Below are 16,767 nucleotides of genomic sequence, written 5' to 3' on the forward strand. Positions count from 1 at the left end.
AAACACACAGAAAAGAATAATAATGACGAAAAAAAATAAAATCTAACACAAGTGAATCTCAGTATGCCTTGAAAAATAAATATCACTGGGAGGCCTTTAGCCCGCCTGCTTCTCTCATTATACTTTCCAAGTATCACCATTGTTTAAAAATACAAATTAATGATGAATTTCAACTCGCTTTTTAGGTATTATAATGACAAGACTGCCATATTCAATAGGAGCGGACTAAAGTCCGCTTACTTTGTATTATTAATCACATTTTAGGCTTTAGCCCAACGCAAAATTTAATAAATTAATAGCTCATTTCTACAATCTTATAAGCATCCTGAGGAGTCAGTTTTTTGTGTTCACCCAATCCTACCCAGTTTCTTTCCGTAAAGGCTTTCTCAACTCTTTCGGCGGTTCCGTTATAATCTTCTGTGTATTCGGAAAGTCTGGTTTTAATATGCAGGCTGTGGAAGAATTCTTCCAGTTTTTTAATTCCCTGTTCGGCTTTTTCTTCTAAGGTTCCGTCTTTAATTCCCCAAACTCTTTCCGCGTATTGTGCTAATTTACCTTTTTTCGTTTCAAAATTATATCGGTAATGAGAAGGCGCAATAACGGCTAATGTCCTTGCGTGATCAATTCCGAAGTATGCTGTAAGCTCATGTCCCATAGCATGTACAGCCCAGTCTGTGATCACTCCTTTCTGAATAAGCCCGTTTAAAGCCATTGTGCAGCACCACATGAAATTTCCGGCAGCATCATAGTTGAAATCATCTGCCAGTACTTTGGGAGCTGTTTCCTGAAGGCTGATCAGGATACTTTCTGCAATTCTTTCCTGCAAGTCTGCAGAAGAAGGAGCCGTCATATACTGTTCAAGAACGTGGGTATAAGCGTCTGTAATACCGTTTACGATCTGGTTTTTAGGAATGGTTCTGATTACTTCAGGATCCAAGACAGAAAACAGAGGGAAAAGTCCCGGTCCGCCAGAGGATAATTTTTCATCGGTTTCTCTTCTTGAGATTACGTAGCCTGAGTTCATTTCAGAACCTGTAGCAGGAAGGGTAAGAATACTTCCGAAAGGCATTCCTTCACCTTCGAAAGTTCTCACGGATTTTCTCAGAATATCCCAAGGTTCACCGTCGTAGTTGGCAGCAGCAGAAAGGAACTTGGTCCCGTCGATGACAGATCCGCCTCCAACGGCCAATAAAAAGTTGATGTTTTTTTCTTTGATAAAACGTAAAGCATCCATCAGAACCTCATACTCAGGATTGGCAGGAACCCCTCCGAATTCATACAGCTCATGGCCCTTCAAGGCCTCTTTTACCTGATCATACACTCCGTTATTTTTGATGCTTCCGCCTCCATAGATCATGAGTATTCTGGCGTCTTGAGGAACTTCTTTGGAGATTTTAGCGATTTCTCCTTTCCCGAAAAGTATTTTAGTTGGATTTTTAAACTCGAAATTAAGCATTGTTCTAAATTTATTTTATCCAAATTTACGGAAAGACTAATGAAAACTGCGTTAATGAAATTTTAAAATTCTTATCATGGCCTTTCATAAAAACTATGGAAGTTTTTTTGTGAAACGGAGGAAATTAATTTTTCAGTACGATTTTATAATAACCCTTTTCATCAGTTGCATTAATAACATTCTTAAAAACCAGACTTTTGATCTGGTATCCTTCACATCCCGCTGTAAACTTTGATGATTTGATGGAAAAATCAAATACATTGACATTGGAATAGAATTTATAATTTTTTTCTCCGTCAAAGGCACCTACCTTTTCTAAAATAACTTTATGATCACTGGTTTTGGTAAGCTCTACTCCGATATAGTTTCCGTTTCCGGCATCTTCCTGAACCGTCATATTGGTCAGTTCTCCGTTTTCTATAAGATTTTCCCCGGATTTGTTAACGAATTCAAAAACTATAGGCTGCGGAGGATTGTAGCAGTCTTTTTCACAGGAACTGAAAAATAAAATAATTGAAAATAAAAGGAGCAGTTGTTTCATATTCAGAGGTTAGAATTAAGATATACCGCCAAGTTACAAATTATTATCAGAACTTTTTATATGAAGTTCAAACTCAGTTTTTGGAAGAAATACATTCTTTATCAGGTCCATAAATTCCGTTACTTTTGAACTCTGCCTTTCCTGTTTTCCTATTGATTTTAACCCGGTAAGATTCTTTAACTTCCGGACAGTTCTTCGGTTTGGAAACGTAAAGATCAATATGACGATTGTCTATTTTATAAGAACTGCTCAGTGTATTGCTGAAATCTACCGAAAAACCATAGGTTTTGGCCAATAAGAGGGCTTCCGGAAGATTATCTACCGTTCCAATAAAATCTCTTAACTGCTGTTCATTGGAGAAGTAGATGGTACGGCTGTTTTTACAGGCTAGAATGTATGAAAAACATGCATTTCCCAAGCACTGCTGGAAAAAGCCTTTTTCAGGAGCAGGATCATTGATGGTCATTGATTCAGGCATCTGACTGTCGTAAATGATTGCTTTATCCGGATCGGGATCATTTCGGAGGACCCGCCAGTATTCATAACTTTTGTCTGGAATAATGAAAGGATAGAGGAGATCAGCATTATCCATGATATCCGGGATCTTTTTAAAATCATCAGGAACTGTAACCTGTGCAAAGAACAGATTGGATAGCAGCAGAGAAACAGCAAAGATCATTTTCATGAAGAGAGGTTTCCTGCAAATTTACGAAATGCCCGCTGAAGTTGAAATACAAGATGTTTACAAAAACTTCATTGCATAACCGGGACTTGTAGCTCCACTCATAATTCTCTTCAGTTTCGATTCCACCGGCTTTCTGGTCATTGGCTTCAGATGATTTCCGGCTGTAAATCTTGCAAAAGTTTTATAACAAAATACAGGTCAGAATATTCAATGCAATAAAAGCCCATTCTGATTCCTGAAGAGGCAGGATCTGTTCGTAATATGCCCTGATGTAGCCCATAATTAATTGTATTGGTTTACCATTTACGCCATTGTTCCGTAATGTCTTCGTCTATAGTGTTGTAACCTTTGTCTGCACTTGCGGAAATAATGATATTTGTGATGATTTCTCTTTCATTGGTTTCTATTAAAGTCGAACTGCATCTCTCATTGAGACTGTTTAATTTTTCGATAGTGGATTGTACAAGATTCATACCTTCATTTTTGGATGTTGAAGCTGATATATTCTTCAGATATAGCTTAAGAATATGAATACATTCCTCAACATCTTTCTTTTTATATGAAGGATTTCCCATCTCCATATAAGTTAGCATTGATTCTTGTAAAAGATCCAACTCAGTGTTAAACTTATTATGATCAATGGTATTGATTTCCTTTTTTATATCTTTCGGTATAGACCTGTGAGGTGAACAGGAGTTCATTAAAGTTACTACTGAAATTATTGTTAAAAATTGTGTGATATTCATTACTTCCTTATTTAATTTCTATACTTTTAATTTTCCCTGCAAAATCCAGCTTTGAAATTTTATCAATACATTCTTTTAAATAAAGCATGTTCTTATTATAAATATTGTCCGTAAAATTTAGGCTGTCAATCTGAAAATCCAACATGATGAAATTATCAGATAATTCAGAAACATAAACATCCTTTCTTACTTTAAAGATATTCTCGATGATTTTAGCTTCAGGGAGACTAAGCTCTTTTTCTGTTTTTAAAATAATAGAAAGGTCCGGATAATACATAGGATTAATGATATAATGCAATCCGTTGGTTACTTCATATATCTTTTCACGGGTGATGATCTCAATCAATTCCTTCTTTGGAAAATCATCGCCCCAATTGAAAATAACCTGCTTGCCGGAAATGTCACTTTTCTGAATTCTCTTTACATCGCTGAACGAATCAGATTTCCAGTTTATTGTTACAGGATAAGAAGAACCATCTTCTTTAGTAATAATAGTAGCATTGATGGACAAACCTCCATTTAGAAGTTTATATTCTGTTTTCTCCAGGCCGATGGCCAGAGTTACAGGGTTTTCACTGTTTTTATCGAGATTAATCAAACTGAAAAGACTTTCTTTAAGCTGCTTTGATAGCTCAGTTTTGAAAGAATTTGAAAAATCAGAAGGATTCACAAATACAATCCAGCTGCTTACGTTTTGTTCCGTGTGTTGAGCTTTAAAACATAAAAAAATAAAAGAAAAGGATATTACCAGTATTTGTTTTATAAAGTCTTTCATCATTAGTTCGTTTTTATTCTGCAAAAATAATGATTACCAGAGAATAACCAAAAGATCTGTAGGCAGGTAGAAATTAATTGTTTTTTGAAAAAAAAACACGCGTAAATTAAAAGCAAATCCACTACATTTGTTAATATGATACACGACCAACGCGCAGAAAAATTCAGGCAGATCGTGGAGAATAAATTCCAGATCTACAATTCATTATTTATGAGCCTGCCCTATGATAAAATGACGAATATCGGGATGCTCCTACCGTTCCTTTACGAAGAAAGCCGGAATGGCTATGAAGCAGGAAAGACCCCCGAAGAAATCGTTGAAGAATTCTTTAAAAACCATACAGATCTCCAGTCAGAAGAACAGAAACTGGAACTGCTTTTCAAGATTATTCAGTATATCGAAAGGCAGGTAGTTCTTTTTGACAGTATTGAAGATGCGGCATTTCCCAACCTTCACTCCGAAAGTGATAACGGAACGGTAACCAATATGTTTGAACGCTCTTATCAGGATCATAAGCTTGAAAAAGTACGTGAAAAACTGAAGGATTTCACCGTAAAAGTTGTGTTTACAGCACACCCGACTCAGTTTTATCCGAGTTCTGTACAGCGGATCATTCAGGATCTGAGAGGAGCGATCACCAGCGATTCCGTTACTCAGATCGATATGCTGTTGCAGCAGCTGGGAAAAACTCCTTTTGTTAACAAAGAAAAACCTACCCCGATTGATGAGGCTTTGAGCATTATCTCCTATTTGAGGTATGTGTATTACGACACCATCGGGGAACTCTTTACCAAGATTAAAAAGACCTTTGGAAACGGGCATTTCCATCTTCATGAAGATATTATACAGCTTGGATTCTGGCCAGGCGGAGACCGGGACGGAAATCCTTTTGTAACGGCTGATGTTACCAAAAGAGTAGCCGGAGAACTCCGTTCTGCAATTCTTAAATCTTACTATAGCCATCTGAAATTTATCAGAAGAAGATTAAGCTTCAGAGGAGTTTCAGAAGTTCTGTCGCAACTGAATGATGAATTATATGATGCCATTTTTAATGGAAAAGATATTACCGCAGATAATATTCTGAAAAGAGCTGACGAAGCAGAGAAAATACTCGTCAATGAACACAATTCCCTGTTTTTAGATCTGCTGGTTAATTTCAGAGACCGGGTGATGATTTTCGGGACTCACTTTGCCACATTGGATATCCGCCAGGACAGCAGGATCCATCAGAAAGTAATTGATGAGGTTTTTGCAAAAGTGTACAATGATATTCAGGCCGATGAGACAGAAAAGTTCAGTAAACTTATTGAGATTTCAGAGCAGGTAAATCCGGATGATTTTGAAGATATTGTGAAAGATACCTTATTGACGGTTTCACAGGTGGCAGAAATTCAGAAGCTGAACGGCAACAGAGGAATGAACCGCTATATCATTTCCAATTCTGATGCTGTAAAAGATGTGATGAATGTATACGCATTTTTCAAAATCTGCGGGTATAAAGAGGAAGAAATTCATATGGATATTGTTCCACTGTTCGAAACTATGGAAGGGCTTGCCAACGCAGAGCAGGTGATGAACGAACTTTATCAGCACCCTGTTTACAAAAAGCATCTTGAAAGAAGAGGCAATCAGCAGACTATTATGCTCGGCTTTTCAGACGGAACCAAAGATGGAGGCTATCTGAAGGCCAACTGGGAAATTTACAAAGCCAAAGAAGTTTTAACGAAACTTTCCGTTCAGAATGGAATTAAGGTGGTATTCTTTGATGGCAGAGGAGGTCCGCCTGCAAGAGGAGGAGGGAAAACCCACGATTTCTATGCTTCGCAGGGAAATACCATTGCCAACAACAAAATAGAGCTGACGATTCAGGGACAGACCATCACCAGCATCTTCGGAAATAAAGAACAGGCAAAATACAATTTTGAACAGCTTCTGACCGCCGGAGTAGAAAACGATGTCTTTAAAAACTCCAAAAAGGATCTTACGGAAAAAGAGAGAAAGCTTATCATTGAGCTGGCGGACATCAGCTATAAAAAATATTCCGATCTGAAAGCGCATCCTATGTTTGTACCGTATCTTCAGGAGATGAGTACCCTGGAATATTACGGAAAGACCAATATCGGAAGCCGCCCATCCAAAAGAGGAAACGGCAGTGAACTGAAGTTTGAAGACTTGAGAGCCATTCCGTTTGTAGGCTCATGGTCACAGTTGAAGCAGAACGTTCCCGGATTTTTCGGATTTGGTTTTGCCATGCAGCAGATGAAAGAGCAGGGAAGGTTTGAGGAAGTCAGAGAACTGTATAAAGGTTCCGATTTCTTTAAAACTTTAGTTCTGAATTCGATGATGAGTATGAATAAATCCTATTTCCCACTGACATATTACATCAAAAATAATCCGAAATTCGGTGCATTCTGGAATGTTTTGTTTGATGAATATACGCTTTCCAGAGATATTATGCTGGAGCTTACCGGATTCAAAATGCTTCAGGAAGAAGACCCGCTTTCCAGAAAATCGGTGAAAATCCGTGAAAAAATTGTACTCCCGCTGCTCAGTATTCAGCAATATGCACTGATGAAGATCCAGAAAGGGGAAGGCAATAAGGAAGCCTATGAAAAACTGGTTACCAGATCCTTATTCGGGAACATTAATGCAAGCCGGAATTCGGCGTAATTCGATACAGAAATGCCTTTCGTCAGAGAGGCATTTTTATTTAAAAATGTATAAATCCTGAGGCTATTTTGTTCTACATATATCAATTTTAAAAACCGCTGTCCTTCAGGCTGAGTATTTTTGTAGCTAATCTCTCCAATACAGATTCTTTAGCGATCAGATTGAAACTCCAGATATCATCAGAGATAAAGACATAATTTCCTTCAAAGCTGTAAATATAATCTCCACCTTCAATTCCCACAAGCCACCTTTCTTTCTTCAGATCCGGATAGGTTTGTAAAATAAGCCAGCAGTACTTTCTGATCTCATCTTCATTCATGAAATCAGGAAGTTTAGATAAAATTGAGTTTTCAGCGTTCAATTCATACTGTGACAGCATTTCATCAATTATATTCATTAATAGGGGTATACTATTTTGTATGGACTAATTTAGTAACTTTAATGAATATTTCAATTGAATTCATTATGTATTCTGAAGGTAAGCTGCTGAAAATTGGTATACAGCAAACTTTCATTAAAGAAAAATAAAAGACTGGATCACTAAAAAATGGTATTATTACAGTATGAAACAGATCCTGACTGAAGAGATTTTTTCCGCACCTCAATGGATGAAAATAGTGTGTTATATTCTGAGCATTGCTGTATTGTTAATGGGGGTAGGCTTATTTACGGTGAAAGACCTGCCACAGGAGATTTTTTTTGTTATGCCTTTCATTTTTCTCATTGCTATTTCTATGTTGATGTATACCCAGCTGCAACTTATTATTTCTGATTCCGGCATCCGTTTCATTGGTGGTCTGAAGAGCCATCATTTCACTTGGGAAGATATTACCATGATAGATATGCGCAGATTGGGAAAATATAAAACTCCAACAGCTACCATATATTATTCAGATAAGAAGTTTGACCTGCAAAAAGGGTTCTATCTTCAGCCAAAATTTAACCGTATTTTATCTCTTTTAGAAATGAAAGCAGCTCCGGAATTATTCACGGAGAACTACAAGAATATCCGCCAGCAGATTAAACAGAGCAGTTGAATCCGGTGTTGATCAAAAAATATTGTCATGACTGATAATTTCAAAATACAATTACAGGAAAATATCCCGCTGAGTACTGAAGAAATAGAACGTATTGAAGCCGGGTTAAAAGGTTTTAGAAAAATAATTCCCGTTATTTTAGCTTTTGCAACATTACTGGTTATGGGATTTATTGTTTTTCTCATGAGGGACAGCCAGACCCAGTTCAAATACTATGATTATTTCTTATTTGTGGCAGCTGGTTTTGTATTGTTTGGGTTTTGTTATCTTATTGCTCTGTTGGTGGTATGGTATGATACAGCTAACTGGAAAAAGGATAAGGTGGTTGGAAAAAATAAATTATTAAGCATCGTCATCAATAAGGATGCGACAGAGTATGGAGAATATTTAACTTTTGCAGGAGTAACCCAAAATGATAAAATAAGATTAAAGGTTAAACCTGAAGAATATTCCCTTTATCCCATAGGAACAAAGTTATCCGTTACCTATTTGAAATTCAGTAAGGAAGCATTGTGTATTGTTGATGCAGTATAATTGTTGAAGTTTGTAATCTCTCATCAATACAAATGATGAGAGATACGTAAGGTGCTATGCTTGTGTATCAGATCACAGCAATTAGTGTTTATTCCTTCAGGAACTTCTCATAATAGACTTTATCCTTAGTCTGAATTTTCAGATAATAGGTTCCTTTTGCAAAATCTTCAACTTTTATAGATTTTATTCCGATGTTTTTTCTGACCAGCCTTCCCAGATTGTCATAAACTTCCAGTGACTGCACTTCATGATCGGTAGCAACATTTAAGATGTTTTTAACCGGATTCGGGAAAATGGCAAACTTTTCTTTTTTTACGATTTCAGAAGTATTCAGGACAGTATTGTAAAGTCCCCCGAAATTGAGGATTCCGTATCCCATCTGATCGGTATGGGCCGGGTAAAGGGAAGCCGTCTGTCTTAATTTTGTCCTGATCTGCTCTCTGTTCATCGATGGGAAAGCCTGTATGAAACACGCTGCTCCGCCGGCAGCAATAGGCGTGGCGATAGAAGTCCCGTTGACGATTGCCGTTGAATTATTATTAACCGTAGTGGTTCCTGTTCCTCTTGCACTTCCATCCGGCTTCACTACACCCAGAGAATTCGGACCATAAGAAGAAAATCCAGAAGAAACTCCCGTTCCGTCTACCGCCCCGATGCTGAATACTTTAGCGTTGTCGGAAGGTGTCGTCAGATAATGCCAGGTCTGCTGCCCTGCATTCCCTGCGGCTACAAGAACAAATATTCCTTTATCTGCGGCTATTTCGGCAGCCCTTGCAATAAAAGAAGTGCTCCCGTTCATGTCTGTATATTGGTAATTATAACGCGGGTCATCAAAAACATTATATCCGAGAGAGGCTGTGATAATATCTACTCCTTTCCGGTCTGCCTGTTCAGCAGCTTCAATCCAGTATATTTCTTCCAGTGGAACTTCGCCTACTGCATTTTCACTTCGGTAAAGATAAAAATCAGCATCGGGAGCAGATCCTACGAAAGTATCCTGAATATAGCCGCCAATGGCTCCCAGAACAACAGAACCGTGATTATGGAGGGAAGTATTATAAATATCAGCGGTTTTGGTTACAAAATCATAACCTTCTTTAATCTGGTTATTGGTCCGGAGACGTTCAAAAGCCGATCCCGTATTTACATAAGGAAAACCGGTATCAATAACGGCAATGGAAATTCCCGTTCCTGTATATCCTGCAAGATGAAGAGGACGTATGTTAACCTGATCGATCTGGTCAGAACCGGAACCATAATCAAAAACAGTAAGCTCCTTCTGTGCTCCGGAAATATCATTCCATTTACTGGCCGATGCTGTTTTAGGAATGGCCGGGCTATTTCTGGCAAAACGTTCTACTGAAGATACATAAGGCTGCCCCTGAAGAAGCGTTATCTGTGATGAGGTAGCATTCACAGCCACTCCGTTCAGCCACTTGGAATAATCCGTAACCGTAAAGCCCAGGTTCTGAAGATTCTGTAGATAAGAAGCTTCAATAGGAGCATCCTGATCATTGAGCGGAATGCCCAGTGCAGTACGCCTGGTAAGGGCTTTTTGAGTAAGCTCCGAAAGAGGATTGGCATAAAATGCAGCTTTGTTAGGCTTATCGGTAAAATGAACAAAAACAAGTTCTGTTTGTGCCGTTGCATAAGAATAACCTGTTAAAAGACAAAAGAGTAAAAGTTTTTTCATGCAGTTATTTTCTATAAAGATAAAACAAAATCAATAAAATTTTTGATAGGATATTAAATTCCTTATTTTTACAGAAATATTTGTTTATGAAAAAAATTCAGATGGTTGACTTGCAAAGTCAGTATTACAAAATAAAGAATGATGTAGATAATGCGGTTTTAAATGTAATGGATTCAGCGGCTTTTATCAACGGGCCTGAGGTAAAGTCTTTCCAGAATGAATTGGAATCTTATTTAGACGTAAAACATGTGATCCCTTGTGCAAACGGGACAGATGCTTTGCAGATTGCATTGATGGCTTTGGACCTGAAAGAAGGAGACGAAGTGATCACTGCAGATTTTACTTTTGCCGCAACAGTAGAAGTTATTCATTTGCTGAAACTGAAATCAGTTTTGGTAGATGTAGATTACGATACATTCACGATTTCAACAGAGGAAATCAAAAAGGCGATCACGCCAAGAACAAAAGCAATCATTCCTGTTCATATTTTCGGGCAGTGCGCGAATATGGAAGAAATTTTAAAGATTGCTGAAGAGCATAACCTTTATGTAATTGAAGACAACGCACAGGCGATCGGTGCACAATATACTTTTTCAGATGGTACTGAAAAGTATGCAGGAACCATGGCGACTGTCGGTACAACTTCATTCTTCCCTTCTAAAAACTTAGGATGCTATGGAGACGGAGGCGCGATCTTTACCAACAACGACGAACTGGCACACCGTTTAAGAGGAATTGTAAACCATGGAATGTATGAAAGATATTACCATGATGAGGTTGGGGTGAACTCAAGATTAGACAGCATTCAGGCAGCTGTTTTAAGAAAGAAACTTCCTCATCTGGATTCTTACAACGAGGCGAGAAGAAGAGCTGCAGATTATTATGACGAAGCCTTTGCAGGACATGAAAATATTCTTACCCCGCAAAGATCAGAAAGCTCTACCCACGTATTCCATCAGTATACGTTGAGAATTCTGAACGGAAAACGTAACGAACTTCAGAAGTTTCTGACTGAAAAAGAAATCCCTGCCATGATCTACTATCCGGTAGCATTAAGAAAGCAGAAAGCGTATTATCAGGAAAGCAATGATGCCGATTTTGTAAATACAGACAAGCTTTTGGATCAGGTGATCTCTTTACCGATGCATACAGAATTAGACGAAGAGCAGCTGAAGTATATTACAGATGCGGTGCTTGAGTTTATGAAATAGTGCAATGAAATGATGAAAAGGAGGTTATTCAGATATAGAGGAGTAACAGCTACTGTAACAGTATTTAATTTTTTAATATTATTATTGTTTGGTTTCGGAACTTTTGATACTTATAACCTTTTCATAAATGAGAAAGATGATGCTTCGTCCATTGCTTATTTTGTATTGTTTTTGGGAGGATTTATTCTTTTATTAGCTTGTGCAACGATCGTAATGGTTTTAATAAAATATTCAAAAAGCGTAATGTTTCTGAACATATATTATGGCTTTCTCATTGTCATCCTTTCAATATCATTGATTTTTCAGAAATTTGGTGATGTGTATAAAAGTGTTTCATCATCAGATCATTTAATACTCCGGAATTATTGGCAGTTTTATATTTCTAATTATATTAATCAATAAATTTAAATATAAGGGTACGCAATATGAAGGTATTGATCTTATAGGACAACATAAAGAATAAAAAAAATTATTACTAAAAAATGGCGGTACTTGTTACAGGCGGACTGGGATATATTGGTTCCCACACAGTAGTAGAACTGATCAATAATGGCTTTGAGGTTGTTATTGTTGATGATCTTTCCAATTCGGAAAGGTTTATTTTAAATAATATTGAAGAAATTACAGGGAAAAAACCTGTTTTCTATCCCTTTGATTTAAGACGCAGAGAGCTTCTTACCCAGGTTTTTGATGCTCATAAAATAGATGGCTGTATCAATTTTGCTGCTTCAAAAGCAGTAGGAGAGAGCCAGCTGAAACCTGTAGATTATTATGAAAATAATTTATTCTCCCTGATTAATATTCTTCAGGAGTTTAAAGAGAGAGGGATTTCAAACTTCATTTTCAGTTCTTCATGTACGGTGTACGGACAGGCTGAAAAAATGCCGATCGATGAAAACACTCCATTAAAACTTCCTGAAAGTGTCTATGGGAAGACCAAGCAGATGGGAGAAGAAATCCTAATTGATTTTGCAAAAGCTTATCACCGAAAAATCTCGTTGCTAAGATATTTCAATCCAATTGGAGCACACCCTTCAGGCATATTAGGCGAGCTGCCTATCGGAGTTCCGAACAATCTGGTCCCTTATGTAACACAGACCGCAGCCGGAATCCGTGAAAAGCTAAGCATCTGGGGTGATGATTATGATACAGAAGACGGTACAGCGGTTCGTGATTATATTTACGTCGTTGATCTTGCAAAGGCTCACGTAAATGCACTTAAAAAGCTGATGCAAAGTGCTAATGATGAAACGTTGATTGATATTTATAATCTGGGAACAGGAAAAGGCTCTTCTGTATTGGAGATTGTGAAGGCTTTTGAAAGAGCAAACAACGTAGAAGTTCCTTACCAAATCTGTCCGAGAAGAGAAGGAGATATTACTATAGCGTATGCCAATGCAGACAAAGCTGAAAAAGATCTTCTCTGGAAGTCCGAAACTTCACTGGAAGAGTCTTTAAGAACAACCTGGGAATGGCAGAAATACCTTCAGTCCAGAAATAACTAAAAAACACCTATATCATGGCTTGGAATCCCGAAATATACGACCAATTCAAAGAAGAGCGTTCAGCCCCTTTTTTTGACCTGCTGAAGCTCGTGAAATCAAAAACAGATCTTTCTGTTATAGATCTGGGATGCGGAACAGGAGAGCTGACTTCTAAACTGTTGGACTATTTGGAAGATTCTAAAGTTGTAGGAATTGATTCTTCTGCAGAAATGCTTGAAAAAGCAGCTCATTATAAAACAAGCCGGCTTCATTTTGAGCAGAGGTCAATTGAAGACCAACTGAGTCTACCCGATACTTTCGATCTTATTATTTCCAATGCAGCCATTCAATGGTGCAGCAACCATAAAGAGCTTTTTCCAAGGATTATCAGTAAAATAAAAGCAGGAGGACAGCTTGCCGTGCAGATTCCTTCCAATCATGAATATATCGTTCATCAGCTGTTGAGAAAGGTAGCTGAAAAAGAACCCTATAAAACGGCTTATAGCTCATGGCAGAGAGAGTATACGGTTTTAAAGATTGAAGATTACGCTAAAATTTTATTCGAGAATAAAGGAAAAGAGATCACAGTTTTCGAAAAGGTGTTTCCTCATGTTCTTGAAAATGCTGATGCTGTATTTACCTGGGCCTCAGGAACAGCAATTATTCCGTATATAGAGAAACTTCCTGATGAGCTGAAAGAAGAATTTAAAAAAGAATATAAAAACGAATTACAACATATTTTCCCTGAATCACCGGTCTTTTATCCTTTTAAAAGAACGTTTATTTCAGGGCAATTTTAATTTAAAACAATATGAAGACACAAAGAATAGGCATTACTTTTTCGTCATTTGACCTGTTGCACGCAGGGCATATTAAAATGCTTGAAGAAGCCAAAACAGTATGTGATTATTTAATCGTAGGTCTCCAGATTGATCCGTCCCACGACAGACCGAATAAAAACAGACCAAGCCAGACGATCGTAGAAAGGTACATTCAGTTAAAAGCAGTGAATGCTGTTGACGAAATTATCCCTTATTACACTGAAGAAGACCTGCTGGATATCCTGAAATCTTTTGTAATTGATGTAAGAATCATTGGTGATGACTACATGGACAGAGACTTTACAGGTAAACAGTATTGTGAGGAAAAAGGAATAGAAATCTTTTACAATAAAAGAGATCACAGATTTTCCACAAGCGACCTGAGAAGAAGAATTTACGAGGCAGAAAAAGAAAAATTTGAACAGACTGAAACTGTAAAATAAAAAAATCCCGAAAATTTAATTTTCGGGATTTTTTATGATTACATAGGACCTCCTTGCTGGTCGTCGCCGGATTCATTGGCGTTGATGTCTTTTTTCTTCTTAGGCTGTTCTATTTTTTCACCTTGTTTGAAACGGTAAGTTAAAGCAATAGAGAACTGTCTCGGCTGCCATTGCATATAGTTTCGGCGGGAATAATCGCTGTTGAAGCTTAGCACCTCTCTGTTTCTGGTATTGAAAATATCCTGAATATTGAAAGAGATGGTTCCGTCGCCTTTCCAGATCGTTTTGGAAGCACCCAGATTCAGCGCATACATATCTTCTGTGTTCTGGTTGGCTGTTTTCTGAGCTCCTCTGTAAAACCCTTGAAGCTGTACACTTAATGTTTTATCAATCTTAAACGTGGTATTAAGACGGGCTCTTGTAGAGAAACCATCACCAGTGAAATTCATCGATCCTGTTTTCGTATTCCCTTCTGGATCTTTTGTATCATAATAGGCAATACCGGTTGTTTTATATCCGAACATGTCTAAACTACCCATAATTTTTAACCATGAGAAAGGATCGTAAGTGAAATTCAGATCTAAACCATAACGGTCATCATTTCCAAGGTTAATCGGCTTGGTATAGAAAACACTCTGGCTTTCATCTGGTCTGTAGACAAGCATTTTAGTATCATCCGTTGCATGTCTGTAGTAAAGGGTAGGGTTAACGGTAAATTTCTTTCTTGTAATGTTATAACCTACTTCATATGAATCTACATACGATGGATTCAGATCAATGTTTCCTTCAAAAACATTCTGACTGTTGCTGTAGTTCGGGAAAGGAACCATAAAGAACGATCTTGGCCTGTCAATTCTACGTGAATAATTCAATAAAATCTGATTGTTCTTTGAAATATCATAACTTAAAAATATACTCGGGAATAGGTTGTTGTAATTTTTAGTTTTATTCAAAGCAGGCTTGGCTGGATTCTGGTTTACATAATCAATCTTTACATTCGAAAGTTCATCTCTTAATCCTAACTGATAAGCAAACTTTTCTCCAACCTTGCTTTTAAACTGTAAATAGAAGGCATTGAACATTTCACGATAATTCGTGTTATTGTTATAATCAAGAATAAACGGATTATTGGAAGTACTGTTTACTGTATTGTCATAATCATTGTTATTCACATCTATTCTGTATCCAGCCTCAAGCTTAGACTGCTCGCCAATAGGAAGCTCATAATCTGCCTTTCCGATAATGGTTTTATTGACAGAATATCTGCGGGTAATATCCTGCTGAACGAAAGCTGCATCTTCCGTTTCAAGAATATTGGAATTGTTAACGCTTCTGTTTCGCTGTACACTTAACGATACGGATAAATTCTGTCCTTTGTCGTCAAATTTATGATCCAATCCTAGATCTCCCTGAAAAGCAAGGTTGGTACTTCTTCCTTCAGAATCTCTTTGTCCGAAAGGGTTAAGCAGGTTCCATGCTCCCTGAGTCTTATTGTACCTGTAAAAGCTGTTGTAGGTATCCAGAAGTTCACTGTTATCACTTTCAAATGTTCTTACAACTCCCGAAAAGTTAAGGGATGTTTTATCTGAAATGTCATATACAAAACCGGCACTTGCGTTATAATTTTTGTTATAGCTTTTATTTCTTGAGTTCTGAAGCTGGTAAGTCGGTACATCTCTTGGCTGCACAAACGGATTAGCTGTTGGATCTACATCAGGAAATACAATATTGTTGTAAGTGGTTTCCGTGTCGTTTTTACTCTTGTTTTCAGAATAACCGCCGCCGCCGTTCAGGAACCACGTCCAGTTATTTTTTCTCCAGCTTAAATTAGTGTTAAGCGCAGTTCTCGGAAGATAACCTAAAGTTCCGATCACGCTTCCGTTGAAACCTATTTTTTTATTCTTTTTAAGAATGATATTTAAAATACCTGAAGTTCCACTGGCTTCAAACTTAGAAGAAGGGTTGGTGATTACTTCAATTCTTTCAATCTGATCAGCAGGAATACTCTGAAGAGCATTAGCACCGTCATCAATTCCTAAAAGGGCAGAAGGCTTACCATTGATCAAAAATTTCACATTGGAACTTCCTCTCATAGAAACGGTACCATCGGTATCTACAGAAACAGAAGGGACGTTGGAAAGTACATCCTGAAGATTCCCTCCTTTACTTACGATATCCTGAGATGGGTCGTAGGTCTTCTTGTCCAGTTCTACTTTATAAGCCTTTGTAGCTGCTGCAGTGATGACAACTCCCTGGATCTCCTGTGTTTTCCCATCCAGTGTAGTCGTAGCTTCCGGCTGTATGGATAAAGCTCCGATATTTCCGGGGCCTGTAATGCTTTTGTTAACTGTGCTTTTCTTGTAATCGATAGCTTCTACTGTAATATCATAATTTCCAGGGACAAGCTCTAGTTTATACTGTCCTTTTTCATCGGTCAGTACTGCATCACTTAACGTTTTGTTAGCTTTGTTGCTGAACGTCACAGAAGCGTAAGGAACCGGCTGATTGTTTTTGTTGACAACCGTTCCTGAAACCCCTGCTTTTTCCTGTGCAAAGGCCATAGCTGCAGCCGAAAGCACAAAAGTAAGCGCTAAAGTTTTTTTGGTGAAAATACTGACAATTTCCGTCTGATTCATAAGTTAGTTTTTGTGTAAAATCGTGAAAGTATATC

The 16,767-nt window shown here is 37.7% G+C and carries 15 protein-coding genes; 7 read left to right on the top strand and 8 right to left on the bottom strand.

What is annotated here, in order from left to right:
* Nucleotides 1–292: 292 nt before the first annotated feature.
* The 5 genes from FW768_RS00195 to FW768_RS00215 all read right to left on the bottom strand — a co-directional run bounded on the left by FW768_RS00195 (nucleotide 293) and on the right by FW768_RS00215 (nucleotide 4,206).
* The gene (locus FW768_RS00195; RefSeq protein ID WP_153391277.1) at nucleotides 293–1,456 is read right to left on the bottom strand and encodes an iron-containing alcohol dehydrogenase; all 1,164 of its coding nucleotides are present in this window, start codon (nucleotides 1,454–1,456) and stop codon (nucleotides 293–295) included.
* Between the two features lie 124 nt (nucleotides 1,457–1,580).
* Complete coding sequence (locus tag FW768_RS00200; protein WP_153391278.1) at nucleotides 1,581–1,997, bottom strand: hypothetical protein; 417 nt, start codon at nucleotides 1,995–1,997, stop codon at nucleotides 1,581–1,583.
* A 73-nt stretch (nucleotides 1,998–2,070) separates the two neighbouring features.
* Nucleotides 2,071–2,682 carry a hypothetical protein gene (locus tag FW768_RS00205; RefSeq protein ID WP_153391280.1) on the bottom strand — a complete coding sequence of 204 codons (612 nt, stop codon included), beginning with the start codon at nucleotides 2,680–2,682 and terminating at the stop codon, nucleotides 2,071–2,073.
* A gap of 296 nt (nucleotides 2,683–2,978) precedes the next feature.
* Complete coding sequence (locus FW768_RS00210) at nucleotides 2,979–3,257, bottom strand: hypothetical protein (RefSeq protein ID WP_153391282.1); 279 nt, start codon at nucleotides 3,255–3,257, stop codon at nucleotides 2,979–2,981.
* 178 nt (nucleotides 3,258–3,435) lie between these two features.
* Complete coding sequence (locus FW768_RS00215) at nucleotides 3,436–4,206, bottom strand: hypothetical protein (protein ID WP_153391284.1); 771 nt, start codon at nucleotides 4,204–4,206, stop codon at nucleotides 3,436–3,438.
* 132 nt (nucleotides 4,207–4,338) lie between these two features.
* Here FW768_RS00215 and FW768_RS00220 point away from each other — a divergent pair, with 132 nt between their 5' ends.
* Complete coding sequence (locus FW768_RS00220) at nucleotides 4,339–6,873, top strand: phosphoenolpyruvate carboxylase (protein ID WP_153391286.1); 2,535 nt, start codon at nucleotides 4,339–4,341, stop codon at nucleotides 6,871–6,873.
* An 88-nt stretch (nucleotides 6,874–6,961) separates the two neighbouring features.
* Here FW768_RS00220 and FW768_RS00225 read toward each other — a convergent pair whose 3' ends face one another.
* Nucleotides 6,962–7,270 carry a hypothetical protein gene (locus FW768_RS00225; RefSeq protein WP_153391288.1) on the bottom strand — a complete coding sequence of 103 codons (309 nt, stop codon included), beginning with the start codon at nucleotides 7,268–7,270 and terminating at the stop codon, nucleotides 6,962–6,964.
* A gap of 166 nt (nucleotides 7,271–7,436) precedes the next feature.
* On the opposite strand from FW768_RS00225, the gene FW768_RS00230 reads away from it, so the two are divergent.
* Both FW768_RS00230 and FW768_RS00235 read left to right on the top strand, forming a co-directional pair.
* The gene (locus FW768_RS00230) at nucleotides 7,437–7,910 is read left to right on the top strand and encodes a hypothetical protein (RefSeq protein WP_153391290.1); all 474 of its coding nucleotides are present in this window, start codon (nucleotides 7,437–7,439) and stop codon (nucleotides 7,908–7,910) included.
* Nucleotides 7,911–7,937: 27 nt separating this feature from the next.
* Nucleotides 7,938–8,444 (top strand): hypothetical protein, encoded by a 507-nt coding sequence (locus FW768_RS00235; RefSeq protein WP_153391292.1) that lies wholly within the window; start codon nucleotides 7,938–7,940, stop codon nucleotides 8,442–8,444.
* Nucleotides 8,445–8,532: 88 nt separating this feature from the next.
* On the opposite strand, the gene FW768_RS00240 is transcribed toward FW768_RS00235, so the two are convergent.
* Complete coding sequence (locus FW768_RS00240; RefSeq protein WP_153391294.1) at nucleotides 8,533–10,137, bottom strand: S8 family peptidase; 1,605 nt, start codon at nucleotides 10,135–10,137, stop codon at nucleotides 8,533–8,535.
* An 86-nt stretch (nucleotides 10,138–10,223) separates the two neighbouring features.
* Here FW768_RS00240 and FW768_RS00245 point away from each other — a divergent pair, with 86 nt between their 5' ends.
* The 4 genes from FW768_RS00245 to FW768_RS00260 all read left to right on the top strand — a co-directional run bounded on the left by FW768_RS00245 (nucleotide 10,224) and on the right by FW768_RS00260 (nucleotide 14,096).
* Nucleotides 10,224–11,348: a DegT/DnrJ/EryC1/StrS family aminotransferase gene (locus FW768_RS00245; RefSeq protein ID WP_153391296.1), complete on the top strand. Its 1,125-nt coding sequence runs from the start codon at nucleotides 10,224–10,226 to the stop codon at nucleotides 11,346–11,348.
* Nucleotides 11,349–11,830: 482 nt separating this feature from the next.
* On the top strand, nucleotides 11,831–12,853 hold the full coding sequence (gene galE, locus FW768_RS00250) for a UDP-glucose 4-epimerase GalE (protein ID WP_153391298.1): 1,023 nt from the start codon (nucleotides 11,831–11,833) through the stop codon (nucleotides 12,851–12,853).
* A gap of 14 nt (nucleotides 12,854–12,867) precedes the next feature.
* Nucleotides 12,868–13,632 (top strand): methyltransferase domain-containing protein, encoded by a 765-nt coding sequence (locus FW768_RS00255; protein ID WP_153391300.1) that lies wholly within the window; start codon nucleotides 12,868–12,870, stop codon nucleotides 13,630–13,632.
* Between the two features lie 11 nt (nucleotides 13,633–13,643).
* Entirely contained in the window at nucleotides 13,644–14,096 is a 453-nt protein-coding gene (locus tag FW768_RS00260) for an adenylyltransferase/cytidyltransferase family protein (protein WP_153391302.1), read from the top strand.
* A gap of 38 nt (nucleotides 14,097–14,134) precedes the next feature.
* Here FW768_RS00260 and FW768_RS00265 read toward each other — a convergent pair whose 3' ends face one another.
* Complete coding sequence (locus FW768_RS00265) at nucleotides 14,135–16,732, bottom strand: TonB-dependent receptor domain-containing protein (RefSeq protein ID WP_153391304.1); 2,598 nt, start codon at nucleotides 16,730–16,732, stop codon at nucleotides 14,135–14,137.
* Nucleotides 16,733–16,767: the final 35 nt, after the last annotated feature.

The sequence above is a fragment of the Chryseobacterium vaccae genome, assembly GCF_009602705.1.
Lineage (GTDB): Bacteria > Bacteroidota > Bacteroidia > Flavobacteriales > Weeksellaceae > Chryseobacterium > Chryseobacterium vaccae.